A 16,102-nucleotide genomic window follows, 5' to 3' on the forward strand; every position below is an offset into this window, starting at 1 on the left:
TCAACCGAAGGCTGTAGCCGAAAATCAGGCATCAATTTGTTTAGCCCGGAATGCCGCCTCGCAGCATACTTAGGCGACGAGTTTTGCTATTCTTTGATTTTTGCAGTTCAAGTAAAGAAAGGACAGGGGCGCCCGCCCTGTCCTTCCTTAATAGATGAGGATAAACGCGTGATGAGTTTACGGTTCGATCAAGGTTTACAGATCGACTCTCAAGGTGCCCAGCATCTTGGCGAATTTCGGATCGTGGTAGGATAAGAAAAGACTTTCACGCGTATCGAGGGCGGAAATTTGTTCGATATCGTCGGCGCTCAACTCAAAATCGAAAATGTCGAAGTTTTCGACGATCCGCTCTTTTCTCACCGATTTTGGAATGACAACGACTTCACGCTGAACAAGCCAGCGCAACACGACCTGGGCGACGGACTTGTTGTGTTTTTCTGCGATCGAGGCCAGCACTTCGTTGACGAACATGTTGTTAAGTCCTTCAGCGAACGGCGCCCACGATTGGTGTTGAACTCCCTGCTCTTTCATAAAAGCGGCGCTCTCAGTCTGCTGGTAAAAAGGGTGCGTTTCGATCTGGTTGACGGCGGGCACGATTTCGTTATGCACGATGAGGTCCATCAGACGGTCGGGCAGGAAGTTGCTGACACCGATCGCCTTGACCTTGCCTTCGCGGTACAGGTCTTCCATCGCGCGCCAAGCGCCGTAGTAATCGCCGAACGGCTGGTGGATAAGGTAGAGATCGAGATAGTCGAGCTGCAGTTTCTTCAAGGATTTGGCAAACGCCAGCTTGGCACTCTCGTAGCCGGCATCCTGAACCCAGAGCTTGGTCGTGATGAACAGCTCCTCACGCGGTACGCCGCTGCGCTTGATCGCACGTCCGACCGCTTCCTCATTCAGATAACCGGCGGCTGTGTCGATCAGACGGTAACCGGCCATCAGCGCGGATTCGGGCACTGCAGCGGGGATTCCGTTTACGGCTGATTTGCGTTACAGTAAGCTTAGAACCTTCGTGTTACACGAAGTCAAGCTGTATCGAACCATTTATTTCTCAAGGAGAGGATTACACATGCATACGGTCAAAGAAGCCGCCCAGATAACGGGACTCACCGAGCATGCCATTCGCTTTTACACAGATAAAGGCCTGGTGCCAAGCGTACAGCGCGATAAAAACAACATTCGGATGTTCGACGAAGAAGCGATCAACTGGCTGCATGGCGTCAAATGCCTCAAGCAATCCGGGATGCCGATTGAAGTCATTAAAATGTACGTCGATCTCTGTCTCGAAGGGGATTCGACCATTCCGCAACGCTGCGCACTCATGATGGAGCATAAGGAAGCGGCGCTCGTTAAGCTCGAAGAAGCCAAACAGCACGTTGCCCATTTGGAACAAAAAACGGCCCTGTATCAGGCCATTCTGGAGCACCGCATGCCAGACACAACCAATCCCGGCAACTGGGACAAAATTCAGCATATGCATCGTGACGTATTTTACTCGCCTTCTGTTCGGAAGGCGTGAGAGAACGGATACAATAGATGGGAGGAGAGTTGAACGCTTATTTTGATAACGGAGAGCAATTCGTAAAATAAAAAAACAAAGAGCCGTCCAGCTGATGGCTGTCTTTAAGAAAGGAGTATCTATGCAAATAGAATCGCTTATTCATAGCGATAAGTTGTGGCAAGACGTTGCCGAGTATGCAGAGAGTTGTTCATGGAAAGCAGGAGCCGCTTTAGCGAAACAAATGAGAGAACGCTTTTTTTCAGACTGGGAAAGAGTATTTGCAGCACTTGATGGCAATCACATTGCTGGTTATTGCACTTTAGCAAAAACCGACTGTATTCCTGATGTTCCCTATACGCCTTATATCGGGTTCATGTTTGTAGGAGAGCAGTATCGAGGCAATCGAATAAGTGAAAAGTTGATTTTATCTGCCTTGGCATACGCCAAGGAACTGGGCTTTGATAAAGTATATCTTGTCAGTGACCATGTTAATTTGTACGAAAAATATGGTTTAGTGAAGATAGATGAGAAAGAAGCGCCTTGGGGAGTAATGGAGACCATTTTTATGCACCCGACGTAACATACTGCAATCAAGTAAGGGCCATCCGGCAAAGGATGGCCCAAAAACTTGCCATTACAGCCTGGCGTCAGGGCAATGCCTTGAATTTGCCGTTGGAAAACCGGTTTGACCAACTGCGACAATATTATCCATACCCGTGGTATGATCGTGGTAATAGCATCGCGGCCGCCACTTCGTGGCTTAAGGTGATGGGGCGTCGTGAATACACGAATGTTAGACGAAATTAATGCAGTGTATGAGGATAAACCTACAGGAGGATCCTATGTCGAATACCCCTAAGATCATTCACAGCACAAATGACGAAGCAAATGAGGTAAGAAAAAAACTTGTTGAGTTCAATTCTAAAAAGGTACCAAACGGCATTTATGAAGAAATTAATTTATGTTTAAAGAATGACAAAGAAGAAATTATTGCCGGTCTCAACAGTGCGGTATGTTGGAATTGGATGGAGATTGATATTTTATGGGTAGATGAAGACCACCGTGGACAGGGACTTGGTAAAAGATTATTGGTCGAAGCAGAACAAATAGCAAGAACAAACAATTGTACATTCATTAAGTTAAATACATTCAGTTTCCAAGCTCCAGAATTTTATAAGAAATATGGGTACGAGGTCATAGCAATTATCGAGAATGCACCATTAGGGAGTAAACACTACTATTACAAAAAGGATCTCAACCATGTGTAAGTGGTTCAAAGAGGGCATTAACTTACCAGAACCGGAAAGCTTAAAAAAGCTAATGATCGTCCAAGCAGCTCTGAATACGATTCTTTGTGAGACGGAATGGCTTCGTTATCATAGCTTTGTTCAAGAATGGGATGAAGGAGTTTGTATGGCAAAAATAAATAATGGGGCAGGGGATCATCTTATTATGTTGTTTTCCGTTGAAGGCTCCATCATAAAGGGTTTTGATCATGAATCTCAATTAAGCCCATATGCACAAGACGTACATAAGGTATGGCCAGGCATCTATGATAACGTTCCGAACGAATTATTATCTCTGCTGGAACATGAAGGAATTGAAAAAGAAGATGTGACTTTTTGTATGTGGCGTAAAAATAATGATTCGAGCTGGCAGAAGGGAAACGTTAAAATGCCGAAAGGAGCAGATGATGGGTCCACTTTTTTAATAAATGCGATTTACCGGACACCAGAGGAGTTCGTGCAATTTGCGAAAGATTATTATGAATTGGCCCTGCCAGTAGAAGTTGTTGAAAAAGTTTACGAGGGCGTCCCTATTACTATGGAGATGATTCAAATGTTAAACCCCGACTGTGATGCAAAGGAAGTTTATCGAGAGTTGGGATCAGGACCGAGTGTCCTGCCATAAGGGGCGTGCTCGATTTGCGAGGCTTGGATCGCGATCTGTCGCCCCCTCCGATCCTGCCGTTGAAGGCTCGACTAAAGTAAGACAAAGGAGAGAACATGGATTTTCAAGTGCTGCAATTAAAAATCGGGGCGGCTGCGAAGGCTGCATTCGAGCAAGTAAGAAACAAATATCCAGGACAAAGCTTTTGCGGTTACGCCTTGTATTCCGACCCGGATGCAATCACCGTATGTCCGGCGGTAAACTCAACCGATCACTTGAACAAAATGATTGCCGGCGACCCGGATGATGCGATTTATTATCGCTGGAGTCCAGGGGAATGGGATCATGAATTTGAAGGTGCTGAATGCTTTGAAGATATATCCAATCTGTTGTATAACGAAGTGATGAGCATGCAGTCGGCGGAAAGACACAGAGACTTTAAAGAGAAGGTATATGCGTGTTGCGTGGCTGCGCTTGATGCATTGAAAAAGGAAGGTTTTTTCTCCGATCTGACCGAATCGGGAGTATTGGTCTTTACTGTATCGGATGACACGCATGCACTGGAATGTGATTGGATTGCCCGATTGAACCGAAATGAACTTGCTCAAGAATTTCGGAATTGGATTGGCAGTTGAAAGTTGGATTTTTCAAGAGCGGTTATGATCTGCGGCATAGAGGTGAGATAGATGTGTACAGGCTTGGCCATGTATGACACAAGTGAAGTTACTCCCATGGAGGCTTGTATTGTAGGCGAGTCTTTCTTTGATGCTATCGGTGCAAGGATCACAACAGTCGCGTACTATACATACAACAATGATGAAGAGGGACTCCATGTTGATTTGATAGAAACCGCTCTCTCCGAACTCAAGAGAAAAATAAACGCTAAAGAAGTTACGGCATTTCGATTATTTAATGAACAGAAGGGCTATTCCCCGTGGTTTGCATCCTTCGGGTACATGACCGATGAGTTTGGCGGCTTTCATCACATGGATGCTCAGTGTGCCGTGCCTATTGAAGACATATATGAAAATTTCATCGGCTTTGTGGAGGATGTATCGAAGAAATTTAGCTATCCGTATGGAATCGTGTATGCTACCCCAAAAGTGGCGGATGCTTTTTACTATGCGGAAGGCGAGAATCTGATTAAATTGTTTCCATATGAGGATTCGAAGATTTTTAAGGAAGAAACGCCAGGGAGATTTAAAGGGAAGGTTCGTTACCGGGGGGACATGCTGAGAATGGTATATCCCTGCAATATGATGAACGAAAACCATCTTCAAATCAAACTCCAAGGCATGACGCTTGGAGAGTGGATTGTCAAAGAACGGGGCCGCGGCTTTCTAAGGAAAATCAGCAATGATTTGTGGCTTTGGGAGGTTGGAAGGGATGATATGGAAGGCGTAAACAAATACTGCGGAGACGCCGGAATCCTGCTGGCCTGGAAGCCGCCTTTTCCAACAAAGCCTTCCAGAATTTTGCCTTAGCGTTTTTGTTAAGCGGATCGCACAGGATAGGAGAGACGACGGTGCAACTTTCAGATTCCACCCATGCCGAAATTACCGCGCTGTGTAAGCAAGGCGATGATTTGGTGAGAGCAGGCCATCTTGAGACGGGCAAGAATAAGTACGTCGCGGCCCTCCGATTATTGCCTGAAAATCATCGGGAATGGGAGGCCGCAACGTGGATCTATGTGGCTATTGGAGATGCCCACTTTCAGATGAAGAATTACGATAAGGCATTCAAATGTTTTTTTAATGCTGTACAGGGACCGAAGGGGTTGGGGAATCCCTACATCCATCTTCGGCTAGGGCAATTGTATTACGAACAGGAAAACCTTGAAAAGGCGGCAGACGAGCTGACCCGGGCTTACATGGGTGCCGGGATTGCGATCTTTATGGAAGATGACCCAAAGTATCTTGCGTTTTTGGAGACAAAAATAGAGATTTGAAGTTCCAGGATTAGAAAATCATTATCAGCGGTTACGGATTAATATCCTTGCGCTCGATATTGTGGAATGAAGCATATGCGATAATTGCTCCGAACCACGACAAGGCGATGGGGACGGCGACAATGGAACTGAGCGAGAAGCCATCCGAAACGTTGAAGATGGCGATGACGATCAGAACGGAAGTTATGATGGTTGTCGCTGTCGAATACTTCCTCATGCCGAAAAACAGCGGGATTAGACCTATAAAGCTTGCTGCCAGCGCGTTCATGATAATGGCAAGCGCTTGCCGCCTAACCAGTCCCATCGTTAATGACTCATTCATAAATTCGTAAAAGTGGTTGATCAGCAACATCAGGGAGCCGACGATCAGATTGCAAAGCACGATGGAAACGAACGTGAACGAGAACACAATGAATAGCTTCGCTACCATCAGTTTCTTGCGATTGATCAGGTACATAAATAAAACGGTAATCGATTTCGTCCTGTATTCGTCGATAATGAAGCGTGAGAGAAGAACCGATGCGAATACGATGAATGTCCCCTTTGAAAACGTGTCGATTGCAAAGAACAGCATCTCGCTATCCCGGAAGGCCTGACCTTCCGATCGGTCAAAGGCGATTAGGCATATCAAGCCGAAAATGCAAGCCATAGCTATCAGGGCTCCCCAAATATAGCCTTTGATCTTGTATTTTCTCAATTCGAGTTGAATGAGCTTAAGCACTTTGCCCACCCCCGTTCAGTAATCCGATGAAGTACTCTTCGAGAGAGCTGTTCTTCTGATGGATCGACTCGATCGCCACGTCGTTCATAATGAGCGTTTTATTAATTTGGGGAAGCGGAGTCGAGAGATCATAGATCCGAATCGTCTGATTTCCAATGACGCGAATGTTCGAAATGTTCAGCTGATGAGAGAGCACGTAAGCCGCTTTCACGCAGTCATTCGTCTGGAATTCGATGTATTCTGCATTCGTCTCGCGGACCTGCTCGAGAGAGACTTCCTGAATCAGCCGGCCATGGTTGATGACCCCGATCGTATCTGCCAGTTGCTCGATCTCCGCGAGGAGGTGACTGGAGACCAGAATGGAGATTCCGTATTCTTGGGACAAAATACGCAGCAGGTGTCGGATCTCCTTAATGCCGACCGGATCCAGCCCGTTAATCGGTTCGTCTAGAATAAGCAATTCCGGTTTCGTTGCAATCGCCCTCGCGATGCCCAACCGTTGCTTCATCCCGAGCGAAAAGTCTTTGACGGGCTTGCCGTCGATTCCGCGCAACTGAACCAATTCCAGCGCTTCGTCGATGGCTTTCTTGTTGTAATAACCCATGTATTCGCAATGAAGCTCCAGGTTGGATCGGGCCGTCAGTTTGTCGTAGAAAATGGGGTATTCGATAATCGAGCCTATCCTGCCCAGCATGGCGTAAGAGGTGAGGGTCAACTTCTCGCCAAATAGCTCAATCTCCCCGGACGTTGGTTTGATGAGATTGGTCAACATTTTCATAATCGTCGTTTTGCCCGCTCCGTTAGGCCCAAGGAAGCCGTAAATTTCCCCTTGTTTGACCTTCATACTCACTTCGGATACGGATTCTTTGCCCTTGAACGTTTTGGATAATCGATGCGTCTGCAGGACGTAGGTCATGAACGTTCTTCCCTTCCTTCCGTTGTTACGAAAATCATAACGGATGAAATGGCGATTTTTCCTTACTCGTTTCTTACGCGTTTCTTAAGTTGAATTTCCTTAACCGAACCGTGAAGACGGTCCGCTCGTGAGGCTTGCTGTTCAGTTCGATCGATCCTCCCATCGCTTCTGCCAGCCTTCGGGCTATCGTAAGGCCCAGACCGCTTCCCTGAACCTTCTTGTTCCTGGAGTCATCCAGCGTATACAATCGTTCGAATACGAGATCTTGATGCGCCGCTTCGATTCCCTTCCCCCGATCCCACACTTCCACAAGAATGGATGCGCCTTCATCTTTCAGCGTCAGGCCGATCGTTCCGCCGTCTGTTCCATAGCGCAGCGCATTGGAGATCAGGTTATCCAAGATCCGTCTCCATGCATCTTCATTGCCGAGCGCGTACATCGCCCCTGAAGGAATATCGAGGGACACCGCGAGCCCGCGGCTTTCGATCTGTTCATGGAACTGTAGAATACTTTGCCTGCAGGACTCGCTGACATTGATGCGGCTTAAAGGGATATCGATGTCCCCGGATTCGAGCTTCGCCAAGTCGAAGAAAGTGTCGATCAATTGGATGGCTTCTCTCGTTTTACCGAACAGTTTGGCTAACAGTTCATTCCGCTCGCCTTCCTCGACAGGCGGTCGCAGATGAAGCGTCTCTGCGTATCCAAGAACGACCGTCAGAGGCGTTCGGAGATCGTGCGAGATATTCGCAAGCATTTTGCGAGATGCGATTCGGGACCTTGCGTGCTCGGCCGACGCTTTGAGGCTGCTGTCGAGCAGCTGATTGATATCGGTCATGAGCGCCTGAAGCTCCGAATCCCGGGTCAGGTGGAGAAGCTTCTCTCCTGAGCGTCTCTCCATGATCTGCTCCAACTTGCCGCGAATCTGTCGCAATTCTGAGGTTCTCCGGGCGTTCGATCGGTAACGCGCGATGAGGAAGCCGGTTAAAATGACGATAACAGTCATAAGGAGAACGTTCATCGCGTCAGCCCTCCCATTTGTAGCCGATTCCCCATAAAGTTTTGATATAAGTCGGACGGGAAGGATCGTCTTCGATCTTCTCTCTTAACCTCCTGATATGAACGTTAATGACGTTCTCGTCCCCCATATAGTCGTCATTCCAAATGAGTCCGTAGAGTTGGGATTTGGTGAAAACCCGGTTTTTGTTCGTCGCAAAAAGCTTTAGAATATCAAACTCCTTGGCAGTTAGACGCACTGCTTGCCCTTTTTTCTTCACGGAATAATTGGCAAAGTCCAGTTCAAGGTCCCCAACGCTCACGGACGGTTCGATCTGGGGCTCCGCGCTTGAATAAATCGTGGCTCTTCGAATAGCTGCCTTCATCCTCGCGGACAGCTCAATCGTCGAGAAAGGCTTCTGAATATAGTCGTCCGCTCCGAATCCGAGCCCTAGCGCCTTGTCGACGTCCCCATCCTTAGCTGACATGATGAGAATCGGCACCTTGCTTCTCTCCCGGATTCTGCGAATGACTTCCATACCGTCCAGCCCCGGCAACATCAGATCGACGAGGACAAGGTCGTAGTCCTTGTTTGAGAACAGCGCCAACCCTTCCATGCCATCCGTTGCTCCGTCGATTAGAAAGCCCTCACGACTAAAGGCATTACGCAGCATCTCGATAATGGAATGGTCATCTTCTATGATCAAAATGCGAGGTGTTCCAGACATGATTCACCCACCATTTTCCATAATTTCTTGTTCAATCATATCAGACAATGTATTTCTCCATGATTTTAGTTAAAAAATTCCGAAAGTCCTCAACATAGGCTCTCGGTTCGACGATTTCCAGATTTGTACCGAAGCTTGCTAAAAATTGAAATCCAATGCTGTTCTGAGGAACATGAATGGTGGCCAAGAAAAGTTCGGGACTATAGGGTTCAATACTCTTTCGTCCGTACCTTTCAATGAATTGATCTTTGATGCCGGGCGAAATCAACGCCTTGACTTCTACCAGTTCCGGTTGATAACTTGCTTCCTGCTCTTGCTTCAACAAATCATCTCTGGGGCTAAACGTTTGTTCATCCATATGAAGATGATCGATCCGAGATAACTTAAACGTTCGATATCTCATTCGATGCAAACAGAAGCCTTTCAGATACCAACTCGTTTCGCTAAAATGGAGCTGGTATGGCTCGACCATTCTGTTCGTTTTCATGCCGTTTTTGTCCAAATAATCGAATGAAATGATCCTTCTCGCTAATATGGCTTCTTGACACCTCTTCAAGGTTGGACGAATTTCAGACCGGCCCTCCCAATCATAAAATGACACCTGGATGGAACCTTTCGGAGACAATGGGCTAACCATTGCCTCTATTTTTTTTATAGTCACTTCAACATCTTCGCTAATCAGAATTTGTTCCAATCCGCCGAGCGCAGTTAATATACTCTCTAAGTCGGAGCTTGTTAATAGACGTTTATCAAACTTGTATTCATCCATAATGCCGTAGCCGCCATGAATGCCGTTGACCGAATAGATGGGGATGTTTGATAAACTCAAGGTTTCCATATCGCGAAGAATCGTCCTTTTGGAGACGTTGAACAATTGCGCGAATTCTGTTGTTGAAACGACATCCTTTTTCAGCAAGATCATGATGATCGATATTAATCTTTCAACCTTTTCCATCGTTATCCCTCTTTTTTCTACTTTATGTATAAACGGTGACATACAGCTGTCACCTCATATTCAGTATACTACATTCATAACAAGAAGGAGGTATTGCTTGATGTCAGCTATTGCCTATTTAAACTTTGATGGAACTGCAGAGCAAGCGATTGAATTTTATTCGAAGGCTTTAAACGCAATTGAAGTAAAAAAAGTGAAATTCGGGGATATCCCGCAAGATCCAAACTACCCCCTGCCGGAAAATGAGTTAAATATGATCATGGAGTCTTCCATAGCATTCGCAGGCGGGAAAATCATGATGTCGGACATATTGCCTTCCATGAAGGCGGTAACCGGTGAGCTGGTGAAAGGGAACAACATTCTGATTAGTCTGGTCATCGATGATAAGCAAAAGCTGGAGGAATATTTTAGTCATTTGTCCCATGGCGGGCATATCATCATGCCGTTATCCAATACGCCTTGGTCTTCGTGCTTTGGAATGCTGGTTGATCAATTTGGAGTGAACTGGAAATTTAACAGCGACGCAGATCAGTTTCTTGATCACGTCTTATCCAACAAACAGTAACGCATTCTGAAAAATGGTCTTCCAACTGAAGGCCATTTTTTTACTTTGTGGAAAGGAGACTCTTTTCGAATATGGAATTGGATCCTTTATTGCCCGTAAAATCGAGAGAAGCGTTGAGATTTTGGCTACAGGAACATAGTAAATCTGAAAAATCTTGTTGGGTCTTGGTCAGTATGACGCCCAAATCGGATACGCTCTTCTATTTGGACGCTGTCGAGGAAGCTTTGTGTTTTGGATGGATCGATGGAGTCAAGAAGAAAATATCTGAAACGGAGCTGGCTCAGAGACTGTCCCCTCGAAGCCAAAAAAGCTCATGGACTGAATTGAACAAAGAACGTGTCCGCCGACTCGAAAAGTTGGGGTTGATGACAGACGAAGGAAGAAAGGTTCTTCCCGATATGGATTACGATTCTTTCAGAATAGATGGAGCTATAGAGGAAAGGCTAAAAGAGGAAAGGCAAGTATATGAGAATTTCAAGGCATTTCCAGATCTTTATAAAAGAGTTCGGATCGACACGATCCAAAGCAATAAGAATCAGCCAGAATTATTTCAGAGCAGATTAGACAAATTCATAACCAACACGAGAGAAAACAAAATGTACGGTCAATGGAATGATAATGGACGTCTATTAGATGGTTAAGATGCCGGGCCTTATTGACAACTCCACCATGTCGCGGGTCAATTACAAGGACGAATACTTCGCTTCCGACCGGATTGGGAACAGCGTGAACACGAGCCCGGTCTTCATCCGCCGCATTCTGGGACAGCTGGCGAAGGCCCAACTGGTATCCGTCCAGCACGGAGGAACCGGGGCCGGATGGAAGCTGGCCCGCGAAGCCGATGCCATCACCTTGCAGGAAGTATACGAAGCGGTCGTGCAGACGCCTCTGTTCGAGCTGCACCACGCAGACCAATGTAACTGAATTAGTTATCTTGAATAGACAAAAAGGAGAAGGGCTATCCGCCGGTTTTTGGAAAAGAATCGTGTTTGTTGGATGTGCGACAAATACGACTTAGGTTGAACGGATTCCTTCGAATGCGTTCTTGACTAAACTTTCCACATAAGGTTCGTCCAAGGATTCGCCTGTCACAAGCAAACGATAGAAAATCGGCCCGTAAATGAGATCAATGCATATGCCAATGTCGAGATTATTTTTCAATTCCCCGCGTTGAACCCCTTTTTCCAAAAGACCTCTTGCCTCAAGTCGGCGGGGACGGAAAAACCGAGTACGATAGGCCTCCGCCAATCCTGAATCAAACTGCCCTTCACCTAATAACTCTGTAATGATTGTCCCCTCTCGGCTTGTCAAAAATCCGGTTAAATTCGTGGCGTGAATTAATATATCATTAAAGGTTGTACCTGTATCAGGCACGGGTAATCTGTCCGTGGCGGCATGCAGGAAACCATCCATGACCACGGCAGCCTTGTTAGGCCACCATTTATATATCGTGGCTTTGCTAACTTGGGCGCGATCGGCAATTTTATCCACGGTGACGGCTTGAAAGCCATTTTCCAGCAATAACTCGTAAGATGCGGTAAGGATAGACTTTTGAGCTTCTATATTACGCGGCCTGCCTCTTTTTCCATTCATCTTCATCAACCTCTTTCGTCTCCTACCTATCTGATCCGATAAAAAATAAACTATACGTTCAGTATACCGTTAAAAAATGAAAAATAAAGTTGCGATCGCCTATTTACAAAACTACACGTTCAGTATATTATTCATTTATGCAATTTATAAACTGTACGTTCAGTTTTAAATGAAATGGAGGAACGATGTGAGAAGGAAGCCGGATGGAATCGTAACTGTCGTGACACTATATTTTGATATAAGGAGTGGCCTCAAATGACGGATTTAAAAAGACAAACGATCGAGATCAATATCCCAACTTGGTTGACCCTGCTTCTGGCTGCCGCATGCGGCGTCATTGTAGCTAATCTTTACTATGCGCAGCCCTTGGTTGGGGTCATTAGCTCTTCCATCGGGCTGTCCGCAAACAGTTCGGGCTTGATCGTGACGTTAACGCAAATAGGTTATGTAGTCGGCTTGTTGTTTATCGTACCCATGGGAGATATCGTTGAAAATCGAAGGTTGGTTGCCGCATCTTTACTTCTCACAGGTGTTGCGCTTGCCATCATGGCAGTGTCGAAACAAGCTGTGCCATTTTTGGCGGCTTCGTTTGTCATCGGCATAGGGTCGGTCGCCGCGCAGGTGCTCGTGCCTTTTGCGTCATACCTTGCATCCGATTCTTCACGCGGTCGCGTTGTCGGCAATGTCATGAGCGGTTTGTTGCTTGGCATCATGCTCTCGCGTCCGTTGTCGAGCCTGGTGGCCGATTTCCTGGGCTGGCATGCCATATTCGCCTTGTCTGCCGCGGCGGTTATTGTTTTGGCGATCGTACTGTCAAAGGTGCTACCATCAAGAAAGCCCACGACGGACACACGCTATACCGCTCTGCTCGGTTCGATGCGGCACTTGCTGCGGACTACCCCGATCTTACGCCGCCGGGCTGCTTATCATGCATGCGCGTTTGCTACTTTCAGTTTATTTTGGACAACCGTTCCGTTAATGTTATCCGGCCCGATCTTTCATTTTTCGCAGATACACATTGCGCTGTTCGCGCTTGTCGGAGTCGCGGGTGCAATAGCCGCGCCTTTGGCAGGACGGCTGGCCGACCGCGGTTGGACTAAACCCGCAACAGGGATTGCACTTGCCACTGTCATCGTTTCGATGCTGCTTCCGCTAATGATCCATACGGGTTCAATCACCGGAATCGTTATTCTCGTCGTTTCAGCTATTTTATTGGACGCCGGCGTATCCGCAAACCTTGTGCTTGGACAACGCGCGCTCTTCTCGCTCAGTCCGGAAATTCGCAGTCGGCTGAATGGGCTTTTTATGGCTATCTTCTTTTTTGGCGGCGCCATCGGATCCGCAATTGGGGGATGGACATATGCTGCAGGAGGATGGAGTGCCGTGTTATGGATTGGAATGGCCTTCCCGATCGTAGCCATCCTTTATTTTGCGACGGAGAAGAAGTAATGCTATTCCACCTACTGTACCAAATGATCCAAATCCGGCTGCAATTTGTTCCGCAGACCATACAGCATGATGGCTCCAACAAGAAAGGCGACGGCATCCGCAATGACGAGCGACCAGACCACCCCGTGGAAGCCGTTCATTCGATTGGCAATAAACAACACAGGAATCAGAGTAATTCCTTGAATAACGGACATCATAAACGCGGCGGTTCCTTGCGCCGTTGCTTGGAAGATCCCCGTAAATAACGTAGTCATTCCTGTAACGAACAAGGATAAGAACGTCACATGCAGAATGTAGCTGCCCATTTCAATTAATTGCGGATCATTCGTAAATAAACCAATTAAGTGGTCGGAAATCAGATAGACGATGACGCCGAACAAGACTGCTAATGCTACGATCGCTTTGATCGTAAATCCAATGGTAATCTTCATACGTAATTTATTCGCTGTAAAAGAGAAGGCAATGAGCGGCACGACTCCCTCGCATAAGCCCATCAGAATAAACTCAGGAAACTGCAATAATCGCGATGAAATTCCGTAAGCCGCTACGGCCTGATCTCCGTATTCGACAAGAAAACGGTTGAAGATGAGCGACATGGCACCCAAAAAGATACTCATAATAAAGACGGGAACTCCGATTTTGAATACATTGCTCAGAATGTCCTTGGTAGCCTTGAACCATTTTGCGGAGACAGTTAAGAATTGGCTCTTAGATCCCATATGGAAGGCGTAGAAGGTACTCGCGACCAAGTTAGAAATGACCGTTGCAGACGCAACGCCGATCACGTCCCAGTGGAACACGAAGATGACTAACGCATCGAGAATCATATTCACGACAACACTGAGAATCATACCGATCATCGACGTGATTGCCGCACCCTCCGAGCGCACGATATTCTCCAGCGTGAAGAACAATACGACGAATGGTGAACCGATAAGCATAATCGTGACGTAGTCCTTCGTGAATCCGAAAGATTCCGGCGTCGCTCCCAGGCCATGAACGATTGGATCAATCAACGGAAGGCCGACGGCCATCACGATAAGACCGAGAATCAAACTGCTGTAAAAGGCGAAGGAAGACACATGCTTTACATACTCGTATTTTTTCTCTCCCAGCAAACGGGAGATGAATGTACCGCTACCCATGCCAATCAAGTTGCCTAGCGCCATGATGATCGCGAATAACGGCAAGGTTAGTGCTAGTGCGGTTAACATGGCGGTATTGTTGAGAGTGCCAAGGAAATAGGCATTCAAGATGGAATAGATGACACTCATTGACGTACCTAGCATCATAGGTACAGCGAAGTGAGCTACGGCTTTAGCGATCGGTGCTTTTTCAAAATAATGGAGGTTTTCTGCATCCATGTGGGTCACCACTTTCTTTATATAGGTTGGCCTGATCTAACAGTGTTAGTTTGAACCTTACAGTGTTAGATGATATCATGAACCTATAGGCCTGTAAAGAACAAACTTACACTGTTAGATAAAAGGGCGGGTGACGATGAAAAAGCAACAGCCTCAGATTTCGGAGGATAAAATTTTGGCCGCCTCGTGGGAGCTTCTGGGGGAGGAGGGCATCGAGAAATTCAGCTTGAGGCGATTGGCCGACCGGCTGGGGATTCAGGCGCCCTCTCTGTACTGGTACTTCAAGAGTAAGCAGAATCTCTACCAGCGCTTGGCTAATCAGGTATCGAAAATGATCCTGGAAGAATTCCGCTCCGAAGGAGACTGGAAGGAGCAGCTGACGGAGCTTGCGGTAACGGTACGGCGTGTGCTCTACCGGTATCCTTGCTCCACGCAACTCATGATGATGACGCTGCCCCATGAACCGGACATCATCCGGTTCACTAACCGTATGCTGCTCTGCGTGGAAGCGACGCCGCTTGAGCATGAGCAGAAAATGCAAGTCATTACTACGTTTGTAAACTATGTCTACTACTTCGTTCTGGACGCTTATCAGCATGAGCGCAATGTCTCCGCTATCCTTAAGGAACAGGGAGCAGAAGCGCTTCCGGGCGAGGAGATGATCCGCCTTCTGGACTCCATGAGCGAGACGGAAGCGGGACTGTTCCGGAGAATGTTCAAGAGCGGGCTGTTCGAGCTGATGGGGACCGACAGGGCGTTCGAGTTCGGCTTGAAGCTGATTCTGTTGGGGATTGAGCAGGTGATAAAGGAGCAGGAGAAGTAGAATGTAAAAAATCGCCGCGACGGAAGAAAGGGGCTGGTGGTGCCAGCCCCTCTTTCATTTCTTTTTCTCCAACGCCGCCTTTAATCTCGCATTTTCTTCCAACAGCTTTTGAACGTCCGGGACATCCTTGCCGGAAACCCAGCCATACAAATCGTCTCTTGATGCATACTCCGGCAATTGATCGCGAAGTACCATTTTAATGTGCCGTACATCTTCAACGTAATAGATAGGGATTTGTTCCATGACCGACTGCTTAAACGCTTGAAACTGCTGATAGTATTCAATTGCTGCGAAGTCGTATGGCTTTTGTCTTAATGCTTCATCTGTCACGACAAATGCAAATCTAGGTTTGCCCACTTCCCCGGCATACTCATATTCCCAATGCGTATAGCTCTTGGATTCATCAGGAAGCGTTAAACCATAGAATCCTCCGAGAATGAGGATATAGACATCGGACTCGTCGATCCATCTCTTCCTCATTTTCATTGGACTTTCCTTGAAAAATTGCTCGATCCCAGCAGGGATATGACCGGCTTGGAGTACGGCTTCAACAGCGGTATGTCTTTCCTCAATAAGATCGTTAAAAGTAGACGATATGTAAATTTGTAATTTTTTTCTCATGAGGCCCCACCGAAATTATGAATTAGTATAAATAG

The 16,102-nt window shown here is 46.9% G+C and carries 20 protein-coding genes and 1 pseudogene; 12 read left to right on the top strand and 9 right to left on the bottom strand.

Going from position 1 to position 16,102, the window contains the following annotated elements; translation table 11 throughout:
- Positions 1-195: 195 nt before the first annotated feature.
- Positions 196-945: pseudogene (locus tag LKX83_RS13910) on the bottom strand (aldo/keto reductase); the annotation flags it as partial.
- Between the two features lie 124 nt (positions 946-1,069).
- Here LKX83_RS13910 and LKX83_RS13915 point away from each other — a divergent pair.
- The 7 genes from LKX83_RS13915 (at position 1,070) to LKX83_RS13945 (ending at position 5,339) form a co-directional block, all read left to right on the top strand.
- Positions 1,070-1,519, top strand: coding sequence for a MerR family transcriptional regulator (locus tag LKX83_RS13915; protein WP_227882876.1), 450 nt, complete (start codon positions 1,070-1,072; stop codon positions 1,517-1,519).
- Positions 1,520-1,613: 94 nt separating this feature from the next.
- Entirely contained in the window at positions 1,614-2,081 is a 468-nt protein-coding gene (locus LKX83_RS13920; RefSeq protein WP_227882877.1) for a GNAT family N-acetyltransferase, read from the top strand.
- Positions 2,082-2,343: 262 nt separating this feature from the next.
- Positions 2,344-2,769 carry a GNAT family N-acetyltransferase gene (locus tag LKX83_RS13925; protein WP_227882878.1) on the top strand — a complete coding sequence of 142 codons (426 nt, stop codon included), beginning with the start codon at positions 2,344-2,346 and terminating at the stop codon, positions 2,767-2,769.
- Positions 2,762-3,412 (top strand): hypothetical protein, encoded by a 651-nt coding sequence (locus LKX83_RS13930; RefSeq protein ID WP_227882879.1) that lies wholly within the window; start codon positions 2,762-2,764, stop codon positions 3,410-3,412. The genes LKX83_RS13925 and LKX83_RS13930 overlap by 8 nt, the downstream gene beginning before the upstream one ends.
- Before the next feature lie 95 nt (positions 3,413-3,507).
- Positions 3,508-4,026, top strand: a complete 519-nt coding sequence (locus tag LKX83_RS13935; RefSeq protein ID WP_227882880.1) for a DUF4303 domain-containing protein — start codon at positions 3,508-3,510, stop codon at positions 4,024-4,026.
- A 51-nt stretch (positions 4,027-4,077) separates the two neighbouring features.
- Positions 4,078-4,875, top strand: a complete 798-nt coding sequence (locus tag LKX83_RS13940) for a hypothetical protein (protein WP_227882881.1) — start codon at positions 4,078-4,080, stop codon at positions 4,873-4,875.
- 41 nt (positions 4,876-4,916) lie between these two features.
- The gene (locus LKX83_RS13945) at positions 4,917-5,339 is read left to right on the top strand and encodes a tetratricopeptide repeat protein (protein ID WP_227882882.1); all 423 of its coding nucleotides are present in this window, start codon (positions 4,917-4,919) and stop codon (positions 5,337-5,339) included.
- Between the two features lie 31 nt (positions 5,340-5,370).
- Here the strand turns inward: LKX83_RS13945 and LKX83_RS13950 are convergent, their stop codons facing one another.
- The 5 genes from LKX83_RS13950 to LKX83_RS13970 all read right to left on the bottom strand — a co-directional run bounded on the left by LKX83_RS13950 (position 5,371) and on the right by LKX83_RS13970 (position 9,652).
- Positions 5,371-6,060 carry an ABC transporter permease gene (locus tag LKX83_RS13950; RefSeq protein WP_227882883.1) on the bottom strand — a complete coding sequence of 230 codons (690 nt, stop codon included), beginning with the start codon at positions 6,058-6,060 and terminating at the stop codon, positions 5,371-5,373.
- Entirely contained in the window at positions 6,053-6,976 is a 924-nt protein-coding gene (locus tag LKX83_RS13955) for an ABC transporter ATP-binding protein (RefSeq protein ID WP_227882884.1), read from the bottom strand. The genes LKX83_RS13950 and LKX83_RS13955 overlap by 8 nt, the downstream gene beginning before the upstream one ends.
- Before the next feature lie 73 nt (positions 6,977-7,049).
- Entirely contained in the window at positions 7,050-7,994 is a 945-nt protein-coding gene (locus LKX83_RS13960; RefSeq protein WP_227882885.1) for a sensor histidine kinase, read from the bottom strand.
- Positions 7,995-7,998: 4 nt separating this feature from the next.
- Complete coding sequence (locus LKX83_RS13965; protein ID WP_304518332.1) at positions 7,999-8,697, bottom strand: response regulator transcription factor; 699 nt, start codon at positions 8,695-8,697, stop codon at positions 7,999-8,001.
- Positions 8,698-8,737: 40 nt separating this feature from the next.
- On the bottom strand, positions 8,738-9,652 hold the full coding sequence (locus LKX83_RS13970) for a helix-turn-helix transcriptional regulator (RefSeq protein WP_227882886.1): 915 nt from the start codon (positions 9,650-9,652) through the stop codon (positions 8,738-8,740).
- Positions 9,653-9,752: 100 nt separating this feature from the next.
- On the opposite strand from LKX83_RS13970, the gene LKX83_RS13975 reads away from it, so the two are divergent.
- The 3 genes from LKX83_RS13975 to LKX83_RS13985 all read left to right on the top strand — a co-directional run bounded on the left by LKX83_RS13975 (position 9,753) and on the right by LKX83_RS13985 (position 11,141).
- Positions 9,753-10,217: a VOC family protein gene (locus LKX83_RS13975; protein ID WP_227882887.1), complete on the top strand. Its 465-nt coding sequence runs from the start codon at positions 9,753-9,755 to the stop codon at positions 10,215-10,217.
- Positions 10,218-10,288: 71 nt separating this feature from the next.
- Positions 10,289-10,858: a YdeI/OmpD-associated family protein gene (locus LKX83_RS13980; protein WP_227882888.1), complete on the top strand. Its 570-nt coding sequence runs from the start codon at positions 10,289-10,291 to the stop codon at positions 10,856-10,858.
- Positions 10,851-11,141, top strand: a complete 291-nt coding sequence (locus tag LKX83_RS13985; protein ID WP_227882889.1) for an Rrf2 family transcriptional regulator — start codon at positions 10,851-10,853, stop codon at positions 11,139-11,141. Before LKX83_RS13980 ends, LKX83_RS13985 begins: the two co-directional genes overlap by 8 nt.
- A 90-nt stretch (positions 11,142-11,231) precedes the next feature.
- On the opposite strand, the gene LKX83_RS13990 is transcribed toward LKX83_RS13985, so the two are convergent.
- Complete coding sequence (locus tag LKX83_RS13990) at positions 11,232-11,810, bottom strand: TetR/AcrR family transcriptional regulator (RefSeq protein ID WP_227882977.1); 579 nt, start codon at positions 11,808-11,810, stop codon at positions 11,232-11,234.
- 255 nt (positions 11,811-12,065) lie between these two features.
- Here LKX83_RS13990 and LKX83_RS13995 point away from each other — a divergent pair, with 255 nt between their 5' ends.
- Positions 12,066-13,259 (top strand): MFS transporter, encoded by a 1,194-nt coding sequence (locus LKX83_RS13995; RefSeq protein WP_227882890.1) that lies wholly within the window; start codon positions 12,066-12,068, stop codon positions 13,257-13,259.
- An 11-nt stretch (positions 13,260-13,270) separates the two neighbouring features.
- On the opposite strand, the gene LKX83_RS14000 is transcribed toward LKX83_RS13995, so the two are convergent.
- Positions 13,271-14,623: an MATE family efflux transporter gene (locus tag LKX83_RS14000; RefSeq protein ID WP_227882891.1), complete on the bottom strand. Its 1,353-nt coding sequence runs from the start codon at positions 14,621-14,623 to the stop codon at positions 13,271-13,273.
- 136 nt (positions 14,624-14,759) lie between these two features.
- On the opposite strand from LKX83_RS14000, the gene LKX83_RS14005 reads away from it, so the two are divergent.
- Positions 14,760-15,446, top strand: coding sequence for a TetR/AcrR family transcriptional regulator (locus LKX83_RS14005; RefSeq protein WP_227882892.1), 687 nt, complete (start codon positions 14,760-14,762; stop codon positions 15,444-15,446).
- Between the two features lie 54 nt (positions 15,447-15,500).
- Here LKX83_RS14005 and LKX83_RS14010 read toward each other — a convergent pair whose 3' ends face one another.
- Positions 15,501-16,067 (bottom strand): DUF4062 domain-containing protein, encoded by a 567-nt coding sequence (locus tag LKX83_RS14010; RefSeq protein WP_227882893.1) that lies wholly within the window; start codon positions 16,065-16,067, stop codon positions 15,501-15,503.
- Positions 16,068-16,102: the final 35 nt, after the last annotated feature.

It is taken from the genome of Cohnella baijiui (assembly GCF_020731285.1).
GTDB lineage: Bacteria > Bacillota > Bacilli > Paenibacillales > Paenibacillaceae > Cohnella.